The sequence below is a fragment of the Thalassospira lucentensis MCCC 1A00383 = DSM 14000 genome (assembly GCF_000421265.1).
GTDB classification, from domain to species: Bacteria; Pseudomonadota; Alphaproteobacteria; order Rhodospirillales; family Thalassospiraceae; genus Thalassospira; species Thalassospira lucentensis.
Genome location: NZ_ATWN01000005.1, coordinates 317,712 through 337,614 on the forward strand (window position 1 = coordinate 317,712; position 19,903 = coordinate 337,614).

Below are 19,903 nucleotides of genomic sequence, written 5' to 3' on the forward strand. Positions count from 1 at the left end.
CGTGCCACCACACGGTCTGCGCATTTTTGCCGCGCCACCAATGAAAGCGACCTTGCCCCCATGCCAACCTTGCTCCGCGTTTCCCCCACGGTCTACCCGGATGGCCTACCTGCCCCGCGCAACGTCCTTGCTGCCGCCGCCGTGTTGTTGACCATCACGATGGCCGTGCTGGATGGCACGATCATGAATGTTGCGCTTCCAACCATCGCACAGGATCAGGGGGTATCCCCGGCCCATGCGATTTGGGTCGTTACCGCCTATCAATTGGCGATTGTTGTCTCCCTGCTCCCCCTTGCCGCCCTTGGCGAAGCGATTGGCTTTCGCAAGGTTTACCTAAGCGGCATTGCGGTTTTTGGCATTGCATCGGGCCTCTGTGCCATGGCCCCGAACATTGAATTTCTGACCGCGGCCCGCGTGTTACAGGGCCTTGGCGGTGCGGCACTGATGAGCATCAATGGGGCGCTCATGCGCCACATCTTCCCGCAGGCCAAACTCGGCCGCGCCATTGGCTGGATCGCGATGACGGTATCGGTATCGGCCGCTGCCGGGCCGACGATTTCCTCGGCTATTCTCGCGGTTGCAAGCTGGCACTGGCTGTTTTTGATCAATCTGCCGATTTCCATTCTGGCGATTGTCATTGGCTATTTCACGCTGCCCTTTACCGATCCGACCCGCACCCGGTTTGATTTCATCAGTGCGCTTTTAAACGTCTTTGCCTTTGGCGGTTTGATCGCGGCCCTTGGCAATGTCGGGACCGAAAGCCACTCTGCCCTGATCACCGCGCAGTTTGTCATTGCCATTCTGGCGGGCGTGGTGCTGGTGCGCCGCCAATTGTCCAAAGACCGCCCGATGTTGCCGATTGATTTGCTGCGACTGCCGGTCTTTGCCTGCTCCATCGGGTCGTCGATTTGTGGTTTTTGCGCCCAGATGATTGCGTTCGTCGCACTCCCGTTCTATTTCCATGATGTGTTGGGATATAGCATTACCGTAACCGGCCTTCTGATGACGCCGTGGCCACTAACCACCGCCGTTGTCGCCCCGCTTGCCGGGCGGCTGGCCGATAAATATTCGCCCATTCACCTGACCGGGATGGGCATGGCCCTGTTTGCCATCGGGTTGTTTTCAACAACATTCGTCCCCGCAGATGGCAGCTATATCGGCATGATTGCCGCCCTTGCACTCTGTGGTGCCGGGTTCGGCCTGTTTCAGGCGCCCAATAACCGCCTGATGCTAACCAGTGCGCCGCGGGATCGTTCTGGCGGGGCCAGCGGAATGCTCTCCACTGCCCGCCTGACCGGGCAATCCATCGGGGCGGCCACGGCCGCGATCCTGATTGGCACCAGTGGCCAGTTTGACCTGACCACCATCATGATTGCCGCATCAATTGCCGCCGCCCTGTCTGCCCTGATCTGCGAAGGCCGCCGCCATGCGCTTCGTACCGGGCTGATCGCCAGTCCGGCTGGCGTGTAAGGAAAAACCAAAATCATGTCGACCTGTGAAACCAGTTCCCAAACGACCGAAAACAGCCTTCACGTGCCCGGTGAAACCCTGCACCGGTTGATCCATGCCTATAAACGCACCACCATGAACGCGATGCAGGCCGCCGATATGCCAATGCCGATGTCGCACAAACGCGTGCTGAAATGGATCATCAAACTGCCGGGTATTACGGCCCAGCAAATGGCCGAAAAATCCGGTCAGGACAAAGGCCGCATCACCCGGCTTATCAAAGAAATCGAAAACGAGGGCCTGATTGAAAGACGGCCCCACCCCGAAGATCGACGCAGCCAGACCCTGCATTTGACGCCCGCCGGTGACACACTGATGACCGAATTTCGCAGTGTCGAACAAGACGTCAGAACCCGAATGACACGCGGGCTTACGCCACAGCAGATCCAGACCTTTGTCGAAATTGCCAATCTGATGGCCGACAATCTGGAAAACCACAATTGCAAGAAAACGGTCCAGCCGGACTAATCCCAATGGACCAAGGAGCACCAAAAATGAGCAAACCTGCCCCCCGCGACCTGACCGTGATCGGCAAAAAATATGTCACCCCCAACATGCTGCGCGTCACCCTTGGCGGCGACGGCATGGAAGGCTTCCCCGACGATCAGGCAAGTGCGTATGTCAAACTGATCTTCCCCATCGAAGGCGATGACAAGGACCGCGTTTTGCGCCGGACCTATACCATCCGTCATGACCGCATGACCGATCAGGGCCGCGAAGTTGACATTGATTTTGTCATGCATGGCGACCGTGACGATGGCACCGACCATGGCGGCCCAGCCTCGAACTGGGCGGTGAATTGTGCGCCCGGCGACATGATCACCATCGGCGGCCCCGGCCCGAAAAAGCTGGTCGATCCAACCGCCGACTGGTTCCTGATTGCCGGTGATATGACTGCCCTTCCCGCCGTTTCGGTCAATCTGGAAGTGCTGCCCGCTGACGCACGCGGCTACGCGGTGATTGAAATCCAGTCCGAAGCCGACATGCAGGAATTGGTGAAACCTGACAACATCACCATCGAATGGGTGATCAACCCGCATCCGGGCACCAACAGCACCGCTCTTGTCGATGTGGTCAAAAAACTGCCGTGGCATGATGGGCAGATTTCGGCATGGGCGGCCTGTGAATTTACCGCCATGAAGGAACTGCGCAGCTATTTCCGCGATGATCGTGGTCTGGGCAAGGATGATCTTTATATTTCAAGCTACTGGAAACAGGGCCTGAACGAAGACAACCACAAAACCATCAAGGCCGAAGACGCCAAAACAGCGGCCTAAACCCCGCCACCACAGACACGCACATTCCAAAAACCAATCGGGCCCCTTGTTGGGGTCCGATTATTTTGGGTCTGCCATAATGCTGTCGGGGTAAACATCCGTTCCTGTCAAACATACTGCGCATGCAGCCGCGCCATGCGGCGGCGGGCGAAAAAGCCGGTATGCTGGTCGGTTTTGACGTTTTCGGGGCTCAACGCGCCGTCCTCTTTGCGCCAAAAGGCCCGGCTGGCGCCGACCACGCCCTTTTCGGAACTATAGACGGCGATCACGATGATCTCGACACGGCACGCATCGTCTGTTTCAATCGCATTGCTGCGCGAAACCCCGTCCTCACTGTTATTTATCTCTGCCCGACGCCAGATACGGTTGAGCAAATGCGCAAACGCGCCCAGTTCAATGCATTTCCCCGACCCAAGCGGCCCTTGCACGGTCACTTCGTCCAGTCGGGCCGACAGCATGGATTTCTGCTCGTTCCCGTTTGAATCCCGCTCCGGGTCGGCATCGGTCACCTGCTCACAAACCCGATCTTCGCCGCTTCCCACACACACCAGCACCTTATCGATATGGATGGCCTCCTGGCTCATGTTGCTGATCAGAAAACGGGCTTTGTCGGAATTGCCCAGCATCTGATTAATCACGATCTTCGGGCGGCGCGCCCGGTGGTAGCTTAGAAACAGCAATTGCGCATAAAAAACCCAGACCAACAGCGTGGCCACACTGACCCCGACCTGAAGCAATGTCGCGTGTTGTTCAATCCACGAACCCATGTGCGTCCTTTACCGGCTTCATCCAACGGCATGCTCTGCCAACCTATATCTCAACGCCCCCACACGGGTGTTGGTTCCACACCCCCGGTTTAACGCCCGCTGGCTGTGGCGTTGGCTTTGGTCCGGCCCGCAACGCAAAACACCCCGGCCAAAGACCGGGGTGTTAAGATCATAGATCGCAAGACCTTGATAACAGATCAGGCCGCAACGCTACCATGCGGATCGATGACGAATTTCTTCGCCGCCCCGCCGTCAAAATCGGCATAGCCCTTTGGTGCCTGATCAAGGTTGATCATCTGCACATTGACCGCCTTGGCGATGTCGATCTTTTCAAACAAAATCGCCTGCATCAGGTTGCGGTGATATTTCATCACCGGGCACTGACCGGTATGCAACGAATGTGATTTCGCCCAGGCAAGGCCAAACCGCATGCTAAGTGCGCCGTGCTTGGCCGCATCATCAACCGCACCGGGATCTTCGGTGACATACAGACCCGGAATACCGATCTGACCACCCGCACGGGTGATTTGCATGGCAGAGTTAAGCACCGTTGCCGGGGCTTCATGACCATGGTTACAGCCACAGCCATGCGCCTCAAACCCAACGCAATCGACAAAGCAATCCACTTCCCGGTCGCCCAGAATGGCTTCAAGCTTGTCTTCCATCGGCCCTTCCTGTTTCAGATCGATGGTCTCACACCCGAAACTGCGCGCCTGTGCGAGACGATCATCAATCATGTCGCCAACCACAACACAGGCAGCCCCCAAAAGGTGGGCTGATGCCGCGGCCGCCAGACCAACCGGACCGGCACCGGCGATATAAACCGTTGTCCCCGGACCAACCCCGGCGGTGACACAGCCATGGAACCCGGTCGGGAAAATATCGGACAGCAACGTCAGGTCGCGGATTTTCTCCATCGCCTGATCGGCATCGGGGAATTTCAAAAGGTTGAAGTCGGCATAGGGCACCATGACATATTCGGCCTGTCCACCGACCCAGCCGCCCATATCGACATAGCCATATGCCGCACCGGGGCGCGACGGGTTCACATTCAGGCAAATGCCCGTCAGACCCGATTTACAATTGCGGCACCGTCCGCACGCAATGTTAAACGGCACCGAACACACATCCCCGACTTTCAGGAATTCAACATCCCGGCCGGTCTCAACGATCACACCGGTGATCTCATGCCCCAGGACAAGGCCTTCTTCTGCTGTCGTCCGGCCGCGCACCATATGCTGGTCACTGCCACAGATATTGGTCGTGATCACTTTAAGAATGACGCCGTGTTCGCATTTACGGTTGCCCAGTGCGAGTTCAGGAAAGGCAATCGTCTCGACTGCCACTTGCCCCGCACCTTTATAGATCACGCCACGATTTGATGGATTACTCATATTTCGTTTCCTCTCGCCTGACATTTGTTTTTCAGGATTGTGCGTATCGCCTGGGCTGTCTGGGGCTGCTTGGGACTTTTTGTTTTTGTATCTGCCACCAACCAAACTCATAGCGTTTTTACTTTGTCGCCATACACACTCAAAACGGTATGGCTCACCCCATACCTTGTCAAACGAACTGAACGCCGTTCGCTAAACATCCTCTTGTGTTCAGAACATTTGCGACGTTTGGAAAAAACGAACAAAAAAACGCCCCGGCCAGTCTCTGGCACGGGGCGTTTTTATTCAGCCTGATAACAGTTCTGATCAGGGTGCCGGCGGCAGGTCTTCTTCAAGAATGACCAAATTCAGCGAATAGCTGACTTCGCCTTCGTCCTCGTCACGATGCACGACACCGACGAATTCATCGCCAACACGCATTTCGATCGGGTAGCCTTTTTTCTTCGGCGGGTCGATGGCGATAAGTTTATTGTCAAAGGTGCGGCGCAGATAATCGGTAACGCGCGCAATTTCAGTCGGTGTCATAGAACTTGCCCCTTGTTCTTTCCAGTCGGCTTACATCTGTTAGTCCGCAGAATATCGCATGCGCCACTCGGCGTCAGCAGCGATCCTGCGATGTATAAATCTTGTGCCCATTGTCTTCCACAAACCACCCCTGCAAATCAAGCCCGAGACGGCAAAAAAGACCGATTTGATCAAATTTTACCGCCTGCTGTTTCAGGATATGTCCGATCTTCGACGCTGGACCCGTTTCTCAAACATAGGGAACTTTGCGCATTATTTCCAATCTGCGTTTCCCATCCGGTGTGCTTTGGGGCAAAATCCGCCCAAAGCAGTTGCAATCCCCCCGCACAGCCGTTAAGCCGAAGGTATGACCGAGATTGACCAAACCACCCCGGCCCAAAGCGACGCCAAAGCCAGCGACGAAGCCAGCAACGAAGCCCGCAACGCGGCAACAAACCCGCCCGTTCTCTATAGCTTCCGGCGCTGCCCCTATGCCATGCGCGCCCGTATGGCCTTGCTCTCGGCTGGCATTGACGTCGAACTGCGCGAAGTTGTGTTGCGCGACAAACCCCAATCCATGATCGATGCATCGCCAAAGGCAACCGTGCCGGTCCTGATCCAGTCCGACGGCACCGTGATTGACGAAAGCCTCGAAATCATGGTCTGGGCCTTGGTCGAAAACGATCCCAATGAATGGATGACCCCCGAAAGCGGCACGCTCGATGATATGCTGGCCCTGATCGCGCAAAATGACGGCCCGTTCAAGCATCACCTTGATCGCTATAAATACCATACCCGCTATGAGCACGCCGATCCGGCCGAACACCGCCGCGATGCCGAAAAAATCCTCAACCGTCTGGATGGTCGCTTGGCCGTTGGCCGCTATTTGTTTGGATCGCGCCCGGCTCTGGCCGATTTTGCCATTGCCCCGTTTGTCCGCCAGTTCGCCAATGCTGACCGTGATGCGTTTGACGCCATGCCGTTTGTCCATGTGCAGCGCTGGCTGGCTGATTTTCTGGCCTCAAGCTTCTTTGAACGCGCCATGACCAAATACGACCAGTGGCACGAAGGCGACGCACCGATTGTGTTTAAGGCCGCCTAAAGCGTATTGCTTTTCCGGGCCCAAATGTCGGTTAATCACCTATGTGTGGGTTGGCTCAATCGTCAGGGTCAAAAGAAGGGAACTCAGGCACTTGCCATGCGGATCAAGTGCCAGTGACCGTGTAACCCCGCCCCCCAACGCATCATGCATCACAAAGTTAAGCGCACCGATCTGCGGCAACTCATAGCGCAGGACTTCGCCGCGAACCATTGTTCCGAAATGGTCTCGCACCCGTTCTGCTGTGACCTGACGCACCAGAATTGGCCAGTCTTCCGCGCGATAGGCAATCACCGAAACATTGGAAATGTTGCCTTTGTCCCCGGTACGGGAATGGGCAATATCGCGTAGCTGCAACATCAGGCCTCCATCATCTCGAAATGTGTTTTCAAATGCCCCTCGGGCAACAGTCCCGATACGATGGCAACGACTTCGCGTGTTGATTTGGTGACACCCCCGCCACCAGCCGGGCCATTCAGATACAGGCTTTCGACTTCTTCACCGATGCGTGCCGCCGTCGCAAGGTCATCGGTCCTCACGACAAAGCGCAGACGCACTTCGCCGGGCGCATCGTCTGCGGGTTCGGCTTGCGGGAACACGGAATTCACACCAATCAGCTCACCACGGACTTCCTGACAACAAATCCCGGCCAGTTCCATCCGCTGATGCAAGATATCAAGGGCAAGACGTCCACGCGCCACGGCCCCCGGTCCGGCATAGGAAATTTGCCCTTCACCAACACAGGAATCCACATAGCCGACGGAAACTTTCAGACTTCCGGTTTTCTGGAAACCATTTCCACCGGCGATCGCAACCCGGTCTGGCCCGATTTCTGTAATCTCCACCCCGGAAAAATCCGCAATGACATCGGGCTGGATATATCTTTTGGGGTCGTGGACCTCATAAAGCAGCTGCTCCTTACAGGTCGCAGCAGTAACACACCCGCCCGTACCACCAAGCTTGGTAATAACTGCATTTCCGTTTTCGGTGATCTCGGCAATCGGAAAACCCAACCGCGCAAGATCGGGGACATCCTTGATGCCCGGATCGGCAAAATACCCGCCGGTGATTTGCCCGCCACATTCTAAAAGATGACCAACAAGTGTACCGCGACCAAGCCGCGTCCAGTCATCCATTTCCCAGCCGAATTCAAAAATCTGCGGCGCAAGAAACATCGACGGATCTGCCGCGCGCCCGGTCAGGATGACATCTGCCCCGGCAACCAGGGCGTCAACAATCCCGCCGGCCCCAAGATAGGCATTTGCCGAAACAACCTGTTTGTTGAAATCGCGCAGGGCACAGTTTTCTTCGTCGATATGAAACGTATCAGGCGACAGGATATCAAGGACGTCATCCCCCTGAACTGCGGCAACACGCAATCCCGTCAAGCCCAGCTCACGCGCAATCTCGACCGTCCGTTTGGCTGCACCAACCGGGTTCGCCGCCCCCATATTGGAAATGATCCGAATACCCTTGTCACGACAAACGGACAGAACTGCGCGCATCCGGCGTTCAAGCAACGGATCAAAACCGGCATGCGGATCGCGCATTTTTGCCTGCTGGGCAAGGGCAATGGTCCGCTCGGCAAGGCATTCGAAAATCAGATAATCAATCTCACCATGCTTTGCCAATTCAACAGCTGGCTCGATCCGGTCGCCGGAAAACCCGGCACCAGTTCCAATGCGGATTGCCTTCATTGTCCGCCCTCCAGCATCGCACGGCGCGCATCACGCCCGAAAAACAGAAACCCGCCCAGCAGACCTGCCGCGATGAGCGGTGTCAGGAATGCTGGCCAAAGCGCGATGGCAATCACAACAACCAACAAGGCCCGATCAACCCACAGACGCCCAAAAAGCGGCTGACCACCAAGCAACGCCGGAATAGCAACCACCAGAACCAGCCCGGACAAAATCGCATTGCCCACGGCCATCGTGCCCCCACCCCCGGTCATGCCGGGATACAAAAGCAACATGAACGGCACCACATAGGTCATCGCCCCAAGGCGCACAGCCTCAACCGCGGCGGGCAACCAGTTGGTTTGCGCAATGCCCGACGCCACAAACACCGCGACACAAACAGGCGGTGTAATCACCGAGATGGTTGCAAAGTAAAAGACAAAAAGATGTGCCGTCAGTGGCTCGATCCCGACCGCAATCATGGCCGGTGCCAGAACGGCCGCCACCAGCACATAGGCCGCAGTTGTCGGCAACCCCATGCCCATGATCATGCACACCAGACCGACAATGATCGCCACCAGAACGGTTGAATCCCCGGCAATGGCAACAATCATCGAACTCAGCGTCACGCCAATCCCGGTCATATTGATCATCGAAACCAGTATTTGCGCCCCGGCAAGCAGGACACCAATGATCACCATGCCCTTGCCTGCATCCGTGACACCGTCAAGAATTCGGCCAAACATGTCGCGCACCGATAATTGCCCGATGGATGTTGCGACAAACGCCACCAAAAGCCCGCCCATTCCGTAAAAGGCCGATGTCACGACCGAACGGCCCATGAAAATACCAACCCCAAGACAGCCAAGGGCGGCAACAATCGGCAATACCCTGCGCAGTGCCAGAATGTCCGACCATGCCGGAAGTTCGTCTTCCGGAACAAGGGCCAGGTTCCGCCGGGTGGCAACGATATGGACGGTAACAAACACCGACAGATAGAACAAAACCGCCGGAATAACTGCGGCAATCATGACATCGACATAGGCAATGCCAAGAATCTCGGCCATGACAAAGGCCGCCGCCCCCATGATCGGCGGGGCAATCTGCCCACCGGTCGAAGCCACCGCTTCTACTGCGGCGGCAAGTGGGGCGGGATAACCAAGCCTGCGCATCATCGGGATGGTGAAATTGCCCGTGGTTGCAACATTGGCAACGGCTGAACCGGAAATCATGCCAAACAGGCCGCTGGAAATAATCGCGATCTTGGCAGCCCCACCGCGCTGACGGCCACCAAGCCGCATGGCAAGGTCCATAAAGCTTTGTCCGCCACCGGTATGCAGCAACAAGGCACCAAAAAGAACAAACGCGGCAATCACCGTGGCCGCAACCCCGGTCAGCATGCCCCAGATGCCAAGGTCGCCAAGAAAGATCGTCTCGGTAACAAACTCGACGTCAAAGCCACGGTGGCCAAGGCTTCCGGGAAGATAGTTGCCAAGCAAGGCATACAACAAACCGGCAATAACAAGTGCAGGGAAAATTGCCCCGACCGCCCGGCGACCGACTTCCATGACCGTCACGACAAGCCCAACCGTCAACGCCATGTCAAGCTTGGTCGCCCATGGTAGGGTCGTCATGATTTCATCGTAGTTCACCACGATATAGCTACACGCGCTGACCGTTATCGCCGCCAGCATGAGGTCAACGACCAGACCAACCTTGCGCCAGGTGGTTCCCTGCCCCAATGGATAAAGACTAAGCCCCAGACACGTGACAAGCGCGAGAAAAACCGCCCTCTGAATCAAACTTTCAAACGGGCCTGTTGCAGCGGTATAAAAAACGAATATCCCCACAAGCAACGCAAACCCGTCGCGGATGCGCACAGACATGGCGGTTTTCCTCTAGATGCTTTGGTTTCTTATTATTTGCTCGGGTCGAGATTGGCCGGGATGTCATAGCCGTTTTCCCGGAACCATTTTGCGGCCCCCGGATGCAGCGGAATGGTCGCATACTGCAAGGTAAGCTCGGCCAGATTGACACCCTTCACACTTGCCATGGCAGCCCCCTGAACCTCGGTATCGGCCATGACAGCTTCAACGATCTTATAGGCCGCATCTTCCGAAAGGCTGGCACCCGCGCCAACGCCAACGCCAAAGCTCCAGGTCGAATACGCCGGAATGCCGTCTGAGGCACCTTCGGGAATATCCACCACCGAAACATCGGGCATCTTCTCGATCAGGGTCTGTTTCTGTGCATCGGTCAGGCTCAGAACCTTGATCGGGGTAAAGGTCGCGATATCAAGGGTTGAGCTGTCAAGTTTAAGACCCGCACCCGATTTAACGTATCCGGTCACGCGGTTATCCTTGATCATGTCAACGACGTCGGTGGTTGACCCACGGACATAGTCAGACGTCAGATCAAGTGCTTCAAAAACAGCTTCGGTCGTACTTTCCGTGGCTGATCCCTTGATCCCCGGATTGAACCGCTGACCGGAAAGATCGGCAAGACTGTTAATACCGGCATCGTCGCGCACAATGACGTTCTGCGGTGCGCCGGTATATACCCAAAGCAGGCCCAGACCTGCCATCGGCTTACCATCGAAACCCTTTGCACCTGCATGGGCATGCTGCGCAACGTTGGTGGTAACCAGTCCAAGATCAATCTGATTGCGCTCGATCCGGCGCAGGTTATCCATCGTCGCACCCGTTTCAACAACCGATGCTTCAATGCCGTTGTCTGCATCGTTGACCAGTTTGGCAACAGAAACAAAATACCCGTAATGCGACGAAGACGCCGAGGTTGAACCAATCAGCAACTTTTCCTGCGCAAAGGCCGGCAGCGAAAGACCAAAGGCGAGCGCACTCGCCAAAGCAAACTTGGCAATTTTCATAGTGTATTCCTCCCTATGCCTGTTCAGGCATGTTTTACGTCCCGCCAGCGACTTTATACATTCGTTATTCTTGGCGGACAGAAAGTGTGGATCAGATTTTTTATTGCAGGAAGGTCAAATAGTGAGATAATTGATGCATGAAACGCATCAATCTTGATACAGACGAACTCCGCTCTTTCTGCATTTTGGCAGAAACCGGCAGTTTTCGTCAGGCAGCTCAACGTCTTGGTGTTTCTGGCTCAACGCTCAGCCGACAGATCAGCCGCCTTGAAGACCGCACGCAGGCACGTCTGTTTGACCGCGACACCCGCAATGTCGCCCTTACCGATCAGGGCCGAACCTTCCTCAGACTCGCCGAACGTGTTCTCAACACAACAGAATCTGCCTTGGCAGAGTTCGACACCTATCTCAATACCCGACGCGGCAAGTTGACAATAGCTGGCCTGCCATCGGTAACAGCCGGGCTCCTTCCGCCATTGATTTCCGACTTTATGGATGCCCACCCCAATGTCGATGTCCAACTCAATGACATGTTGTCCGAAGGCGTCCTGCGTGAAGTTGAAATGGGCCGGGCCGACCTTGGCTTTACCGCCGGCGTGGTTGAAAACAGTGACAATCTTTCATTTCAGCGCCTTCTCAGCGACAAGTTCATTGCCGTCGGCGCGCCCGACAGCTTTCTAAAAGAAGACCGCACCTACCACTGGGAAGAAATCCTGTCACAGCCGATGGTCGCGATGTCACGCGAAACAAGTGTCCGCGCATTGATTGATGCGGCCTGTGCCCAGAATAACCTGCTGTTTCGCCCCCGGTTTGAAGTCGCCCATCTCGCTACCGCCGGTGCGCTTGTGTCACAGGGTCTGTGCATCACCGCCCTGCCCTCCTTGACCTTGCCGGTCCTTGGTCGGTCGCCACTTATATTCCGGCCGCTTGAAAGCCCGGTTCTGCTGCGTCAAATTGGCTTGATCTGGCGATCAGGCCGGACGCTGCCACCAGCCGCACAGGCTTTCCTCAATCTGGTCCGAAGCCGTAATCTAAGCGCCCAGGCCCCCAGCTCAACCATTGAAAACACTGTTTTATCTCCAACATCATAACTGTGCAAAAAGCCACGGCACACTTCAGCGGGCTGTTTTGACACTCAGACGAACGCGCATTTTCACCTCAAACCACAACCCAAAGGCGGCCTGACCCACGCTTTTTGATGATTATACTTCTGTTACCATTCAGAGGCTGGTCAAGCACCGTTCCCTATGCTAGCAAGCAGCACACCATATCATAACGCTTCAGGACCGGAATTTATGGCCGATTACGATGTCAAGCCGCTGATAACGGCGGACGAAATTGCCACCAAGATTGATGCACTTGCCGCCCGGATCAATGAAAGTTTCAAAGACACCGAAAAGCTGATTGTCGTCGGATTGCTGCGCGGGTCTTTTGTTTTCATTGCCGATCTGGCCCGCAAACTGACCGTCCCGGTCGAAGTCGATTTCATGGTCGCGTCAAGCTATGGCGACAGCACGGAAAGCTCGCGCAATGTGCGCATCATAAAGGATCTTGATGGTCAAATCCGGGGCAAGGATGTGCTTCTGGTCGAAGACATCATTGATACCGGCTATACGCTTTCCGAAGTTGTCCGCCTGCTCAACACCCGCGATCCCAACCGTCTGGAAATCTGCACGCTTTTGAATAAGCCGTCGCGCCGCGAAGTCGACATTCCGATTGGATTCTGTGGCTTTGATATTCCCGATGAATTCGTGGTTGGCTATGGCATTGACTATGCCCAGAACAACCGCAACCTGCCCTATATCGGCACGGTGCATTTCCACGGCGAATAAGCCGGAAGAACTTCCAAAGACTTAAAAAAATGGCGGGAAGCTTATGCTATCCCGCCGTTTTTGTATCTTCATCTGGGTCGGTATCTTGCTCTGGCTTGGGCGCCGACTTGGACATTGGCCTGTCAAACACGCCCAGCGCCTCCAGATCCGTCATCATCTGATCAAACCCGGTTTGCATGTGGGGCTTGTTGCCCTGCCCGGTCGCAAAGCCGGTCGTCGCCGCATGGAGCAAAAGATCAAACAACACGTCGTCTTCGCTACGCCCCGCTTTTTGCGGTGCGTCGGATGCCTGTTTGGCAATGCCTTCACCCGGATCGCGTTGCGCCATAATCGCAAGCCCGACCAGTGCGATGACGATCAAACCGCTACCAAAGGCAACGGCTGCGGCAATCGCACCAAATTTTGCCGCCACGGCCATAAAGGCCGCTGCCAGCAAAAAGCCGATCCCGATCAGAAAGGTAAGCCCGATCACGGCAAAAACCGCAAGCCTTGCGGCTGCGGCCTTTGCCAGGTCGATTATCAGATCGGTCAGTTTCTCAATTAACTGATCGATCATTTCTGAAGCAGACGACCAATCAGCATGCCCACACCAAATGTCAGGGCGACAGAGGCAAGCGGACGGTCGCGGACATGATCCACGGCTGCGTCGCGCGCATGATCAAACTGGTCACGCGCCTGACCGGACACCTCGCGGATGCGTTCTGCTGCGGCCTGCGTTCGGCTATGTGCCGCATCGCTACCCATCGTTTTCAGGGTCTTGGTCACTTCAGCCAGATCTTTGCGAAGTGCATCGACATCGGCCTGAAGTTTGGCATTCTCAGCAGTCGTCTCGGTCTTGGTCACCATGGTTTTCTCCTGTTGTCTTGAAAACTGCAACACACACCTAACGTACGAACATGCCAAACAGTTCCACATTCAATTGTGATCTTTTGCGGGCAAGGATCAAAAATGGCCTGCACATTTCACCAATCACGCAGAAATCCGCGCCATACAAAGACAAAACGGCCCGCGTGGGAGGCGGGCCGTTTGTTCCCTATCGGAAATTCTGGGCGGAATGGAGCATACGAATGCTCCTCGGGGGTGGGTATCCCCGTTACGTTGGGTCAGTAAGGCAAACCAACGTAATTTTCCGACAGGGTTGTCAATCCTGCTTTTGACGACAGGATATACTGTAATTCGGCCTCACGAATGCGGCCTTCAAACTGGTTATGATCATCAAAGGTATGCAGCATCGAGGTCATCCACCACGAAAACCGCTCTGCCTTCCAGACACGTGCTAAAGCCGTATCGGAATAGGTATCAAGCAGATCAGATCGATTGTTCTTGTATTTCGCAATCAGCGCCTCGGACAGGTAATGCACGTCACTCGCCGCAAGGTTAAGCCCCTTGGCCCCGGTTGGTGGCACAATATGGGCGGCATCACCGGCCAAGAACAAACGACCATGCTGCATCGGTTCGGCAACAAAGCTACGCAGTGGCGCGATGCTTTTTTCAAACACTTCGCCCTCATTGACCAGTTCGGCGTCTTCTTCGCCAAGCCGGGTGCGCAACTCGTCCCAGAACCGGTCATCGGACCAGTCTTCGATTTTATCAGAACTTGGCACCTGCACATAATGGCGCACCACCGTTTCTGATCGCATCGAACACAGTGCAAACCCACGGCCATGCTTGGCATAGATCAGCTCATCGGCCACCGGTTTGGCATGCGCCAGAATACCCAGCCAGCCAAACGGATAGACTTTCTCAAGCTCTTTCACGCCCGGCATCGTTTTGCGCCCAACCCCATGGAAACCGTCACAGGCCGCAATATAATCACATGTAAGCTCAACCGGGTTGCCATCCTTGACATAGCAAACACGCGGCCTATCGCTTTCGATGTCGTGCAGACTGACATCTTCGGCGTCAAAAATAATCTCGCCGCCATGGGCAAGACGTGCGGCAATCAGGTCCTTGGTCACTTCGGTCTGGCCATAGACCATCACCGTGGAACCACCGGTAAGCTCTTCGATGTTCACATGGGTGCGCTTGCCGTTCAGGCTGATGTAAATGCCGCCATGGATGATGCCTTCTTTTTTCATCCGCGCATCAACGCCAACCCGTTCCATCAGGCCAACCGTCCCCATTTCCAGAACACCCGCACGAATGCGGCCTTCGACATAGTCGCGGCTTTTGCGTTCAAGGATCACCGATGAAATGCCCTGCACATGCAACAGATGCGACAACAGCAACCCGGCCGGGCCAGACCCGATAATGATGACAGGAACATGCATGGCGATTTCCTCACAAGATCATTGTTTTTCTGTTCCTGCTTGAATGGAACAAGAACAATTCTATTGCGGAAATACTACGCCTGTTGGCCAACGGGCAGAATGGACAAACCGGGATAATAATTGGACAAATCGAACATCTATGACGTGACAGTTATCGGTCAGGAACAAAATGGTTTTCGCATCGGCCCAACGTCTCGATTTGCAACACAACATCACCAACCGATCATCTGTCGCCTGTTGATGGGGCCGGCACTGACGCAAGACATGCATGCCATTTCTGGCACAATTCCAGCCCCTGATCGGACGCCATATAACGGTCGAATTCTTCCCAAAGCCGTTTGCCGTCAGGATGTTGACGTGAAAACAGGATAAACATGTCGTCTGTTTTTATTGGCTCTGATGCACCGTAAAGCGTGGCGGCCTCGTCCCCAAGGAAATGCACCATATCCGAACGGCCGACTTCTTCTTCTTCAACAAAGACATCAGCCCGCCCGGCATTGAGGAACCGCCACGCGGATTCCGGATTGGTGACGATATCGGCATCAAGTCCAAGCCGTTTATAGGCATCCTCATACCAATAAGACCCCACGCCGACAGGACGCAGGCCAAGTGTCGCGATATCGCGAAGGGACGAAATATCCAACCCGTCTGGAAACCGTGATTTTTTGTAAAACGCCTTCTGATAGGCGCGCGCAATCGGGTGATGGGGAACATAAAACACATCGGGCCGATCCGCCGTCGACAGCCACGAAAATGTCCCGACATAAATCCCCCGCCGGGTCTGCTCATACGCGCGCTGCCACGGCAGGAATTCAAGCCGAACTCGATATCCCATGGCCTTAAAAACATCCATGACACGCTTGGAATGAATGCCGAAATTTTCGATATTTTCGCCAATCATCGGGGCCCATTCCCCCACAGCGAAAACAACCTCAGACACCACGGGTTGCGCAGGCTTGCCTCCTTCGGCCCGAACATCCTGTATCGCACTGCAAAGGCTCCCGGCACACAGCAAGACAGCCAGAAGCCAGCGTCTCAATATCATCAACGGCCCCCAACTGTTATGGCATCTATAACCGGCCCGACGGAGTGTTCCATGCGCTGTCGCGACACCCCGTCATATGGATGGAAACTATAAAATATATGGGTCATCGTGTCGGCATTTTAAAGCCAGCAGAACCAACCATGCCGACACAATCAACTCTACCGCAATACGCATTATTTTTCATCAAAACAACATCTTGCATAAAATTTAACCTTCCGACTGTCGCACTGCCACAATCGCTGTGCTAAGCTGTTGTTCTGACCGCGCGTTGACGGTCACCCGACAGTTTGAAAAACCGCAACAGAACGGGACGATGCAACAAACACGCACCATCGCCATCTTTACCGATCTTGACGGCACCCTGCTTGATCATGACGACTATCGCTGGGATGCGGCCCGCCCGGCCATAGAACGCATAAGATCGCTCTCGATCCCCTTGATCGCCGTGTCGTCAAAAACCCTTGCCGAGCTTGACCATATTCAGCTGAATTACGGCCTGTTTGACGGCTTGATTGGCGAAAATGGCGGGGTCATCTCACTGGGTGGCGAGGTTGAACAACCCGGTCCATCATCGCAAACCATTGATTCCGCCCGCGACGCGATCATCGCCGCCGTCAACGTCCCATTGGGCAGCTTTCGCACCGTCCCGCCGGAAATGATTGCCACCGAAACCGGGCTGACGCTTGATGATGCCATCCGGGCCGGGCAACGCCATTGCTCCGATCCGTTGATCTGGCAACCAAGCGAACAGGACATTGAAATCGCGACAGACATCGCCAGCCAGTTTTCGCTAAAGCTGGTCAAGGGCGGTCGGTTCCATACCCTGTGTGGCCCATCAAACAAGGGGGCCGCAATGAAGCGAATGCTTGAACGCCTTGTGGTCTCCGGAAGACTGGGTGATGGCGCTGACGACACCCACGCCACCAAAACCGCCATCACCACGATTGCGCTGGGCGATTCCGCCAATGATATCCCGATGCTGGCTGCGGCCGATATTGCGGTTCAAATCCCGCCCAAGCGCGGCATCCGCTCCGAACCGCTTTTGACACATTCCGACCTTCGGATTGCGCCCTATCCCGGCCCGGAAGGCTGGAACGCGGCATTGCAGTCCATTCTCGATCAAATCATTAATACCAATAATAAAAGCGAGGTACTTCATGGCTGATTTCCATCAGGGCGGCCCGATCACGACCCTGCACCGCATTCTTGACCGCAACCCCGAAGAACTCGCCTATGAAATGAGCGCCTTTGCCCGGCAACGGCGTCAAACCCTGATCCTGCCGTGCCTCTATTCCGAACTTGAAACCCCGGCGATGACCACCATTGTCGAGGGACTTAAACAGGCCACCTATATTGATCAGATTGTCGTCGGTCTTGATCGCGCCAATGCTCAGCAATACCTCCATGCCCGCGAATTTTTCAAAGACCTGCCGCAACATGTGCGCATTCTGTGGAATGATGGCCCGCGCCTGCGCGGCGTGCATGACCGGCTGGCCGAATTTGATCTGGCGCGTTATGAGCCGGGCAAGGGTCGCAATGTCTGGTACTGCATGGGCTATACACTGGCATCGGGCCGTAGTTCCGTCATCGGCATTCATGATTGCGACATCGCGACCTATACCCCGGACCTTCCGGCCAAACTGATGTACCCAATTGCCAATCCGGCGTTTAACTTCGCCTTTGCCAAGGGCTATTACGCCCGCGTTGCCAATGGCACGCTCAAGGGCCGGGTCTGCCGCCTGTTTGTTACCCCGCTAATTCGCGCGCTTAAACAGGTGGTCGGCAAAACCGATTTCCTTAATTACATGGACTCTTTCCGCTATTCGCTGTCGGGCGAAATCGCCATTCGCACCGATGTTGCCTATGGCTTGCGCGTCGCGTCCGACTGGGGGCTCGAAGTTTCGATGCTTTCGGAAATGTATCGCAACCATACGGTCCACCGTCTGGCCCAGGTCGATATCGCCGATATCTATGATCATAAGCACCGCGATTTTGACCCCGCCGAAAAAGATGACGGCCTGTCACGCATGGCAAGCGACATTGCCAAATCGCTGTTTCGTAAACTGGCCACACAGGGCACGATTTTCTCGCACGAAACCTTCAGAACGCTCAAGGCAACCTATTACCGCATGGCGCTTGATCTGATCGAGCAATACCGGGCCGACGCCATGTTTAACGGCCTTAAGATCAACCGCGACGAAGAAGAAAAATGTGTCGAGGTATTGTCAGAAGTCATCATCAGTGCGGGTCAGCACTATCTTGAAAACCCGCTCGAAAGCCCGTTCATTCCAAGCTGGCAACGGGTTGAAAGTGCCATGGGCGACATTTTCGAACATCTTTCAGCAGCGGTCGAAGATGACCTCAATGACATGGATATTGGCAAATCCTGAAATCGATACCGCGTTTAAAGCATGTTGCATTTAATCTGCTTTAGAATGGCAAGGAAGGTTTGAAACACGTCTTCCTTGCCATCATTCCAGTCAAATCAATTGGCCCCGCCCCAAAGCCATGCAGCATTAAATGCAATGCATTGGTTCATACGCAAACCGCACACCAAGGATTTGATCAATCGGATCGCCGAACCGGTCAAATGTTTGCACCGGCAACAAAACCCGAAGCCACTGCCGCGGTTCACCAGAAGCACTGACGATGCGGACGTAATGGAATGTCGGTTTTTTTTGACGCATCGTCTTAAGCAAGGCCGCCATCAAGCAGGTCCCGTATTTAAGATCAATTTCGCGCGGCGTGCTGTTTTGAAAACTTTCGCCGTTGTTCTCAATGATTGTCGGCGCATCAATCCGCACCAGAAAATCTTCTCTGATTGGCTGATACTCATAAATGCAAATATCATCGCGCCACTGACGCAACCGTTCCGCGCTTAAAACCGTGCGCGTCGGAAGTGCGCCATTATCCATCTGCGCACAGGCATCGCGCCACGCATCGACAAAGCAAATAATTGACTTGTCGATATCGTCCGGAAGACCCGACAGTTCAACGTCCGTTGATTCCAGCATACCGTGCCGCCAAGCTAAAACTTCTCCCACAAAATTAAGTGGGCAAGCCGCTATTTAAGAACAAGTGCATGCATGCAAAATAGGTTTCTTTTCAAGAAAGAAAACTTAACGCCCACGATAGAAAAAATGGGCAACAAGTATCTGAAGGATCCCCTGCCCCGCACGGTCACGTGTTTGCACCGGCAACAACAGCCGAACCCATTCTTCCCAAACTTTTCGCTCCACACCGATGATATGGAATGCCGGCTGTCTGCTGTCGATGACATCGAGAAGCGTGGCATGCACCCGCGTGCCAAAATCAAGATCAATCTGGTGCGGTGAACACCCCTGATAATTCTCGCCACTGACCGCAATCATGTTTGGCGCATCAATCCGCACAACAAAGTCGCGCCGCTCGGGGAGATACTCATAGATACCAATGTCATTGATCCACAGCGAAAGGGTGTCGCTGCTAAGATCTTTTCGGTCGGGAAGTGCATTCCCGCATGTCGCGGCCCGCCACACGTCGAACAATTTGCGCACGCGATCAGGCACATCTTCGGGCAAACGGGTCAGACGGGTTTCCTGCGCATACGCCATCGCGCATTCTGTCCTTTAGTATCTCAAACCAAGTAAAAGGGGGTACACGC

21 protein-coding genes are annotated in these 19,903 nt (G+C 55.0%); 8 read left to right on the plus strand and 13 right to left on the minus strand.

Annotated features, from left to right (window positions below; genetic code table 11):
• Nucleotides 1-60 precede the first annotated feature (60 nt).
• From K355_RS23905 to K355_RS0112640, 3 genes are read left to right on the plus strand one after another with little or no spacing between them, the layout of a single operon-like run.
• Complete coding sequence (locus K355_RS23905; protein ID WP_022732511.1) at nt 61-1,470, plus strand: MFS transporter; 1,410 nt, start codon at nt 61-63, stop codon at nt 1,468-1,470.
• Nucleotides 1,471-1,485: 15 nt separating this feature from the next.
• A complete protein-coding gene (locus K355_RS0112635; RefSeq protein WP_022732512.1) occupies nt 1,486-1,977 on the plus strand; it encodes a MarR family winged helix-turn-helix transcriptional regulator in 492 nt (163 codons plus the stop codon).
• Nucleotides 1,978-2,003: 26 nt separating this feature from the next.
• The gene (locus K355_RS0112640) at nt 2,004-2,786 is read left to right on the plus strand and encodes a siderophore-interacting protein (protein ID WP_022732513.1); all 783 of its coding nucleotides are present in this window, start codon (nt 2,004-2,006) and stop codon (nt 2,784-2,786) included.
• Between the two features lie 107 nt (nt 2,787-2,893).
• On the opposite strand, the gene K355_RS0112645 is transcribed toward K355_RS0112640, so the two are convergent.
• The 3 genes from K355_RS0112645 to K355_RS0112655 all read right to left on the minus strand — a co-directional run bounded on the left by K355_RS0112645 (nt 2,894) and on the right by K355_RS0112655 (nt 5,472).
• Nucleotides 2,894-3,553 carry a hypothetical protein gene (locus tag K355_RS0112645; protein ID WP_022732514.1) on the minus strand — a complete coding sequence of 220 codons (660 nt, stop codon included), beginning with the start codon at nt 3,551-3,553 and terminating at the stop codon, nt 2,894-2,896.
• Nucleotides 3,554-3,750: 197 nt separating this feature from the next.
• Complete coding sequence (gene fdhA / locus K355_RS0112650) at nt 3,751-4,947, minus strand: formaldehyde dehydrogenase, glutathione-independent (protein ID WP_022732515.1); 1,197 nt, start codon at nt 4,945-4,947, stop codon at nt 3,751-3,753.
• A 306-nt stretch (nt 4,948-5,253) separates the two neighbouring features.
• Nucleotides 5,254-5,472, minus strand: a complete 219-nt coding sequence (locus tag K355_RS0112655) for a DUF3126 family protein (RefSeq protein WP_022732516.1) — start codon at nt 5,470-5,472, stop codon at nt 5,254-5,256.
• Nucleotides 5,473-5,818: 346 nt separating this feature from the next.
• Between K355_RS0112655 and K355_RS0112665 the strand changes: the two genes are divergently transcribed.
• Nucleotides 5,819-6,553, plus strand: a complete 735-nt coding sequence (locus K355_RS0112665) for a glutathione S-transferase (protein WP_022732518.1) — start codon at nt 5,819-5,821, stop codon at nt 6,551-6,553.
• A gap of 39 nt (nt 6,554-6,592) precedes the next feature.
• Here K355_RS0112665 and K355_RS0112670 read toward each other — a convergent pair whose 3' ends face one another.
• Genes K355_RS0112670 through K355_RS0112685 form a run of 4 tightly spaced genes read right to left on the minus strand, consistent with a single transcriptional unit; the run spans nt 6,593 to nt 11,113 of the window.
• Nucleotides 6,593-6,910 carry an AtuA-related protein gene (locus K355_RS0112670; RefSeq protein ID WP_022732519.1) on the minus strand — a complete coding sequence of 106 codons (318 nt, stop codon included), beginning with the start codon at nt 6,908-6,910 and terminating at the stop codon, nt 6,593-6,595.
• Complete coding sequence (locus tag K355_RS0112675) at nt 6,910-8,247, minus strand: acyclic terpene utilization AtuA family protein (protein WP_022732520.1); 1,338 nt, start codon at nt 8,245-8,247, stop codon at nt 6,910-6,912. Before K355_RS0112675 ends, K355_RS0112670 begins: the two co-directional genes overlap by 1 nt.
• Complete coding sequence (locus K355_RS0112680; RefSeq protein ID WP_022732521.1) at nt 8,244-10,112, minus strand: TRAP transporter permease; 1,869 nt, start codon at nt 10,110-10,112, stop codon at nt 8,244-8,246. Before K355_RS0112680 ends, K355_RS0112675 begins: the two co-directional genes overlap by 4 nt.
• Nucleotides 10,113-10,144: 32 nt before the next feature.
• Entirely contained in the window at nt 10,145-11,113 is a 969-nt protein-coding gene (locus tag K355_RS0112685; RefSeq protein WP_022732522.1) for a TAXI family TRAP transporter solute-binding subunit, read from the minus strand.
• Between the two features lie 137 nt (nt 11,114-11,250).
• Here K355_RS0112685 and K355_RS23910 point away from each other — a divergent pair, with 137 nt between their 5' ends.
• Nucleotides 11,251-12,204, plus strand: coding sequence for a LysR family transcriptional regulator (locus tag K355_RS23910; protein WP_022732523.1), 954 nt, complete (start codon nt 11,251-11,253; stop codon nt 12,202-12,204).
• A 204-nt stretch (nt 12,205-12,408) separates the two neighbouring features.
• Nucleotides 12,409-12,945, plus strand: a complete 537-nt coding sequence (gene hpt / locus K355_RS0112695) for a hypoxanthine phosphoribosyltransferase (protein WP_022732524.1) — start codon at nt 12,409-12,411, stop codon at nt 12,943-12,945.
• Nucleotides 12,946-12,991: 46 nt separating this feature from the next.
• Here the strand turns inward: hpt and K355_RS0112700 are convergent, their stop codons facing one another.
• From K355_RS0112700 to K355_RS25130, 4 genes are all read right to left on the minus strand, one after another.
• Entirely contained in the window at nt 12,992-13,501 is a 510-nt protein-coding gene (locus tag K355_RS0112700) for a hypothetical protein (protein WP_022732525.1), read from the minus strand.
• A complete protein-coding gene (locus tag K355_RS0112705; RefSeq protein ID WP_022732526.1) occupies nt 13,498-13,791 on the minus strand; it encodes an ElaB/YgaM/YqjD family protein in 294 nt (97 codons plus the stop codon). Before K355_RS0112705 ends, K355_RS0112700 begins: the two co-directional genes overlap by 4 nt.
• 257 nt (nt 13,792-14,048) lie before the next feature.
• Nucleotides 14,049-15,215 carry a 4-hydroxybenzoate 3-monooxygenase gene (gene pobA, locus K355_RS0112710; RefSeq protein ID WP_022732527.1) on the minus strand — a complete coding sequence of 389 codons (1,167 nt, stop codon included), beginning with the start codon at nt 15,213-15,215 and terminating at the stop codon, nt 14,049-14,051.
• A 223-nt stretch (nt 15,216-15,438) separates the two neighbouring features.
• The gene (locus K355_RS25130; RefSeq protein WP_114091540.1) at nt 15,439-16,260 is read right to left on the minus strand and encodes a substrate-binding periplasmic protein; all 822 of its coding nucleotides are present in this window, start codon (nt 16,258-16,260) and stop codon (nt 15,439-15,441) included.
• A 313-nt stretch (nt 16,261-16,573) separates the two neighbouring features.
• Between K355_RS25130 and K355_RS0112720 the strand changes: the two genes are divergently transcribed.
• Entirely contained in the window at nt 16,574-17,425 is an 852-nt protein-coding gene (locus K355_RS0112720; protein ID WP_022732529.1) for an HAD-IIB family hydrolase, read from the plus strand.
• Nucleotides 17,418-18,650 (plus strand): glycosyltransferase family protein, encoded by a 1,233-nt coding sequence (locus K355_RS0112725; RefSeq protein WP_022732530.1) that lies wholly within the window; start codon nt 17,418-17,420, stop codon nt 18,648-18,650. The genes K355_RS0112720 and K355_RS0112725 overlap by 8 nt, the downstream gene beginning before the upstream one ends.
• A gap of 126 nt (nt 18,651-18,776) precedes the next feature.
• On the opposite strand, the gene K355_RS0112730 is transcribed toward K355_RS0112725, so the two are convergent.
• Complete coding sequence (locus tag K355_RS0112730; protein ID WP_022732531.1) at nt 18,777-19,274, minus strand: hypothetical protein; 498 nt, start codon at nt 19,272-19,274, stop codon at nt 18,777-18,779.
• A gap of 105 nt (nt 19,275-19,379) precedes the next feature.
• Complete coding sequence (locus K355_RS0112735) at nt 19,380-19,853, minus strand: hypothetical protein (RefSeq protein WP_022732532.1); 474 nt, start codon at nt 19,851-19,853, stop codon at nt 19,380-19,382.
• Nucleotides 19,854-19,903: the final 50 nt, after the last annotated feature.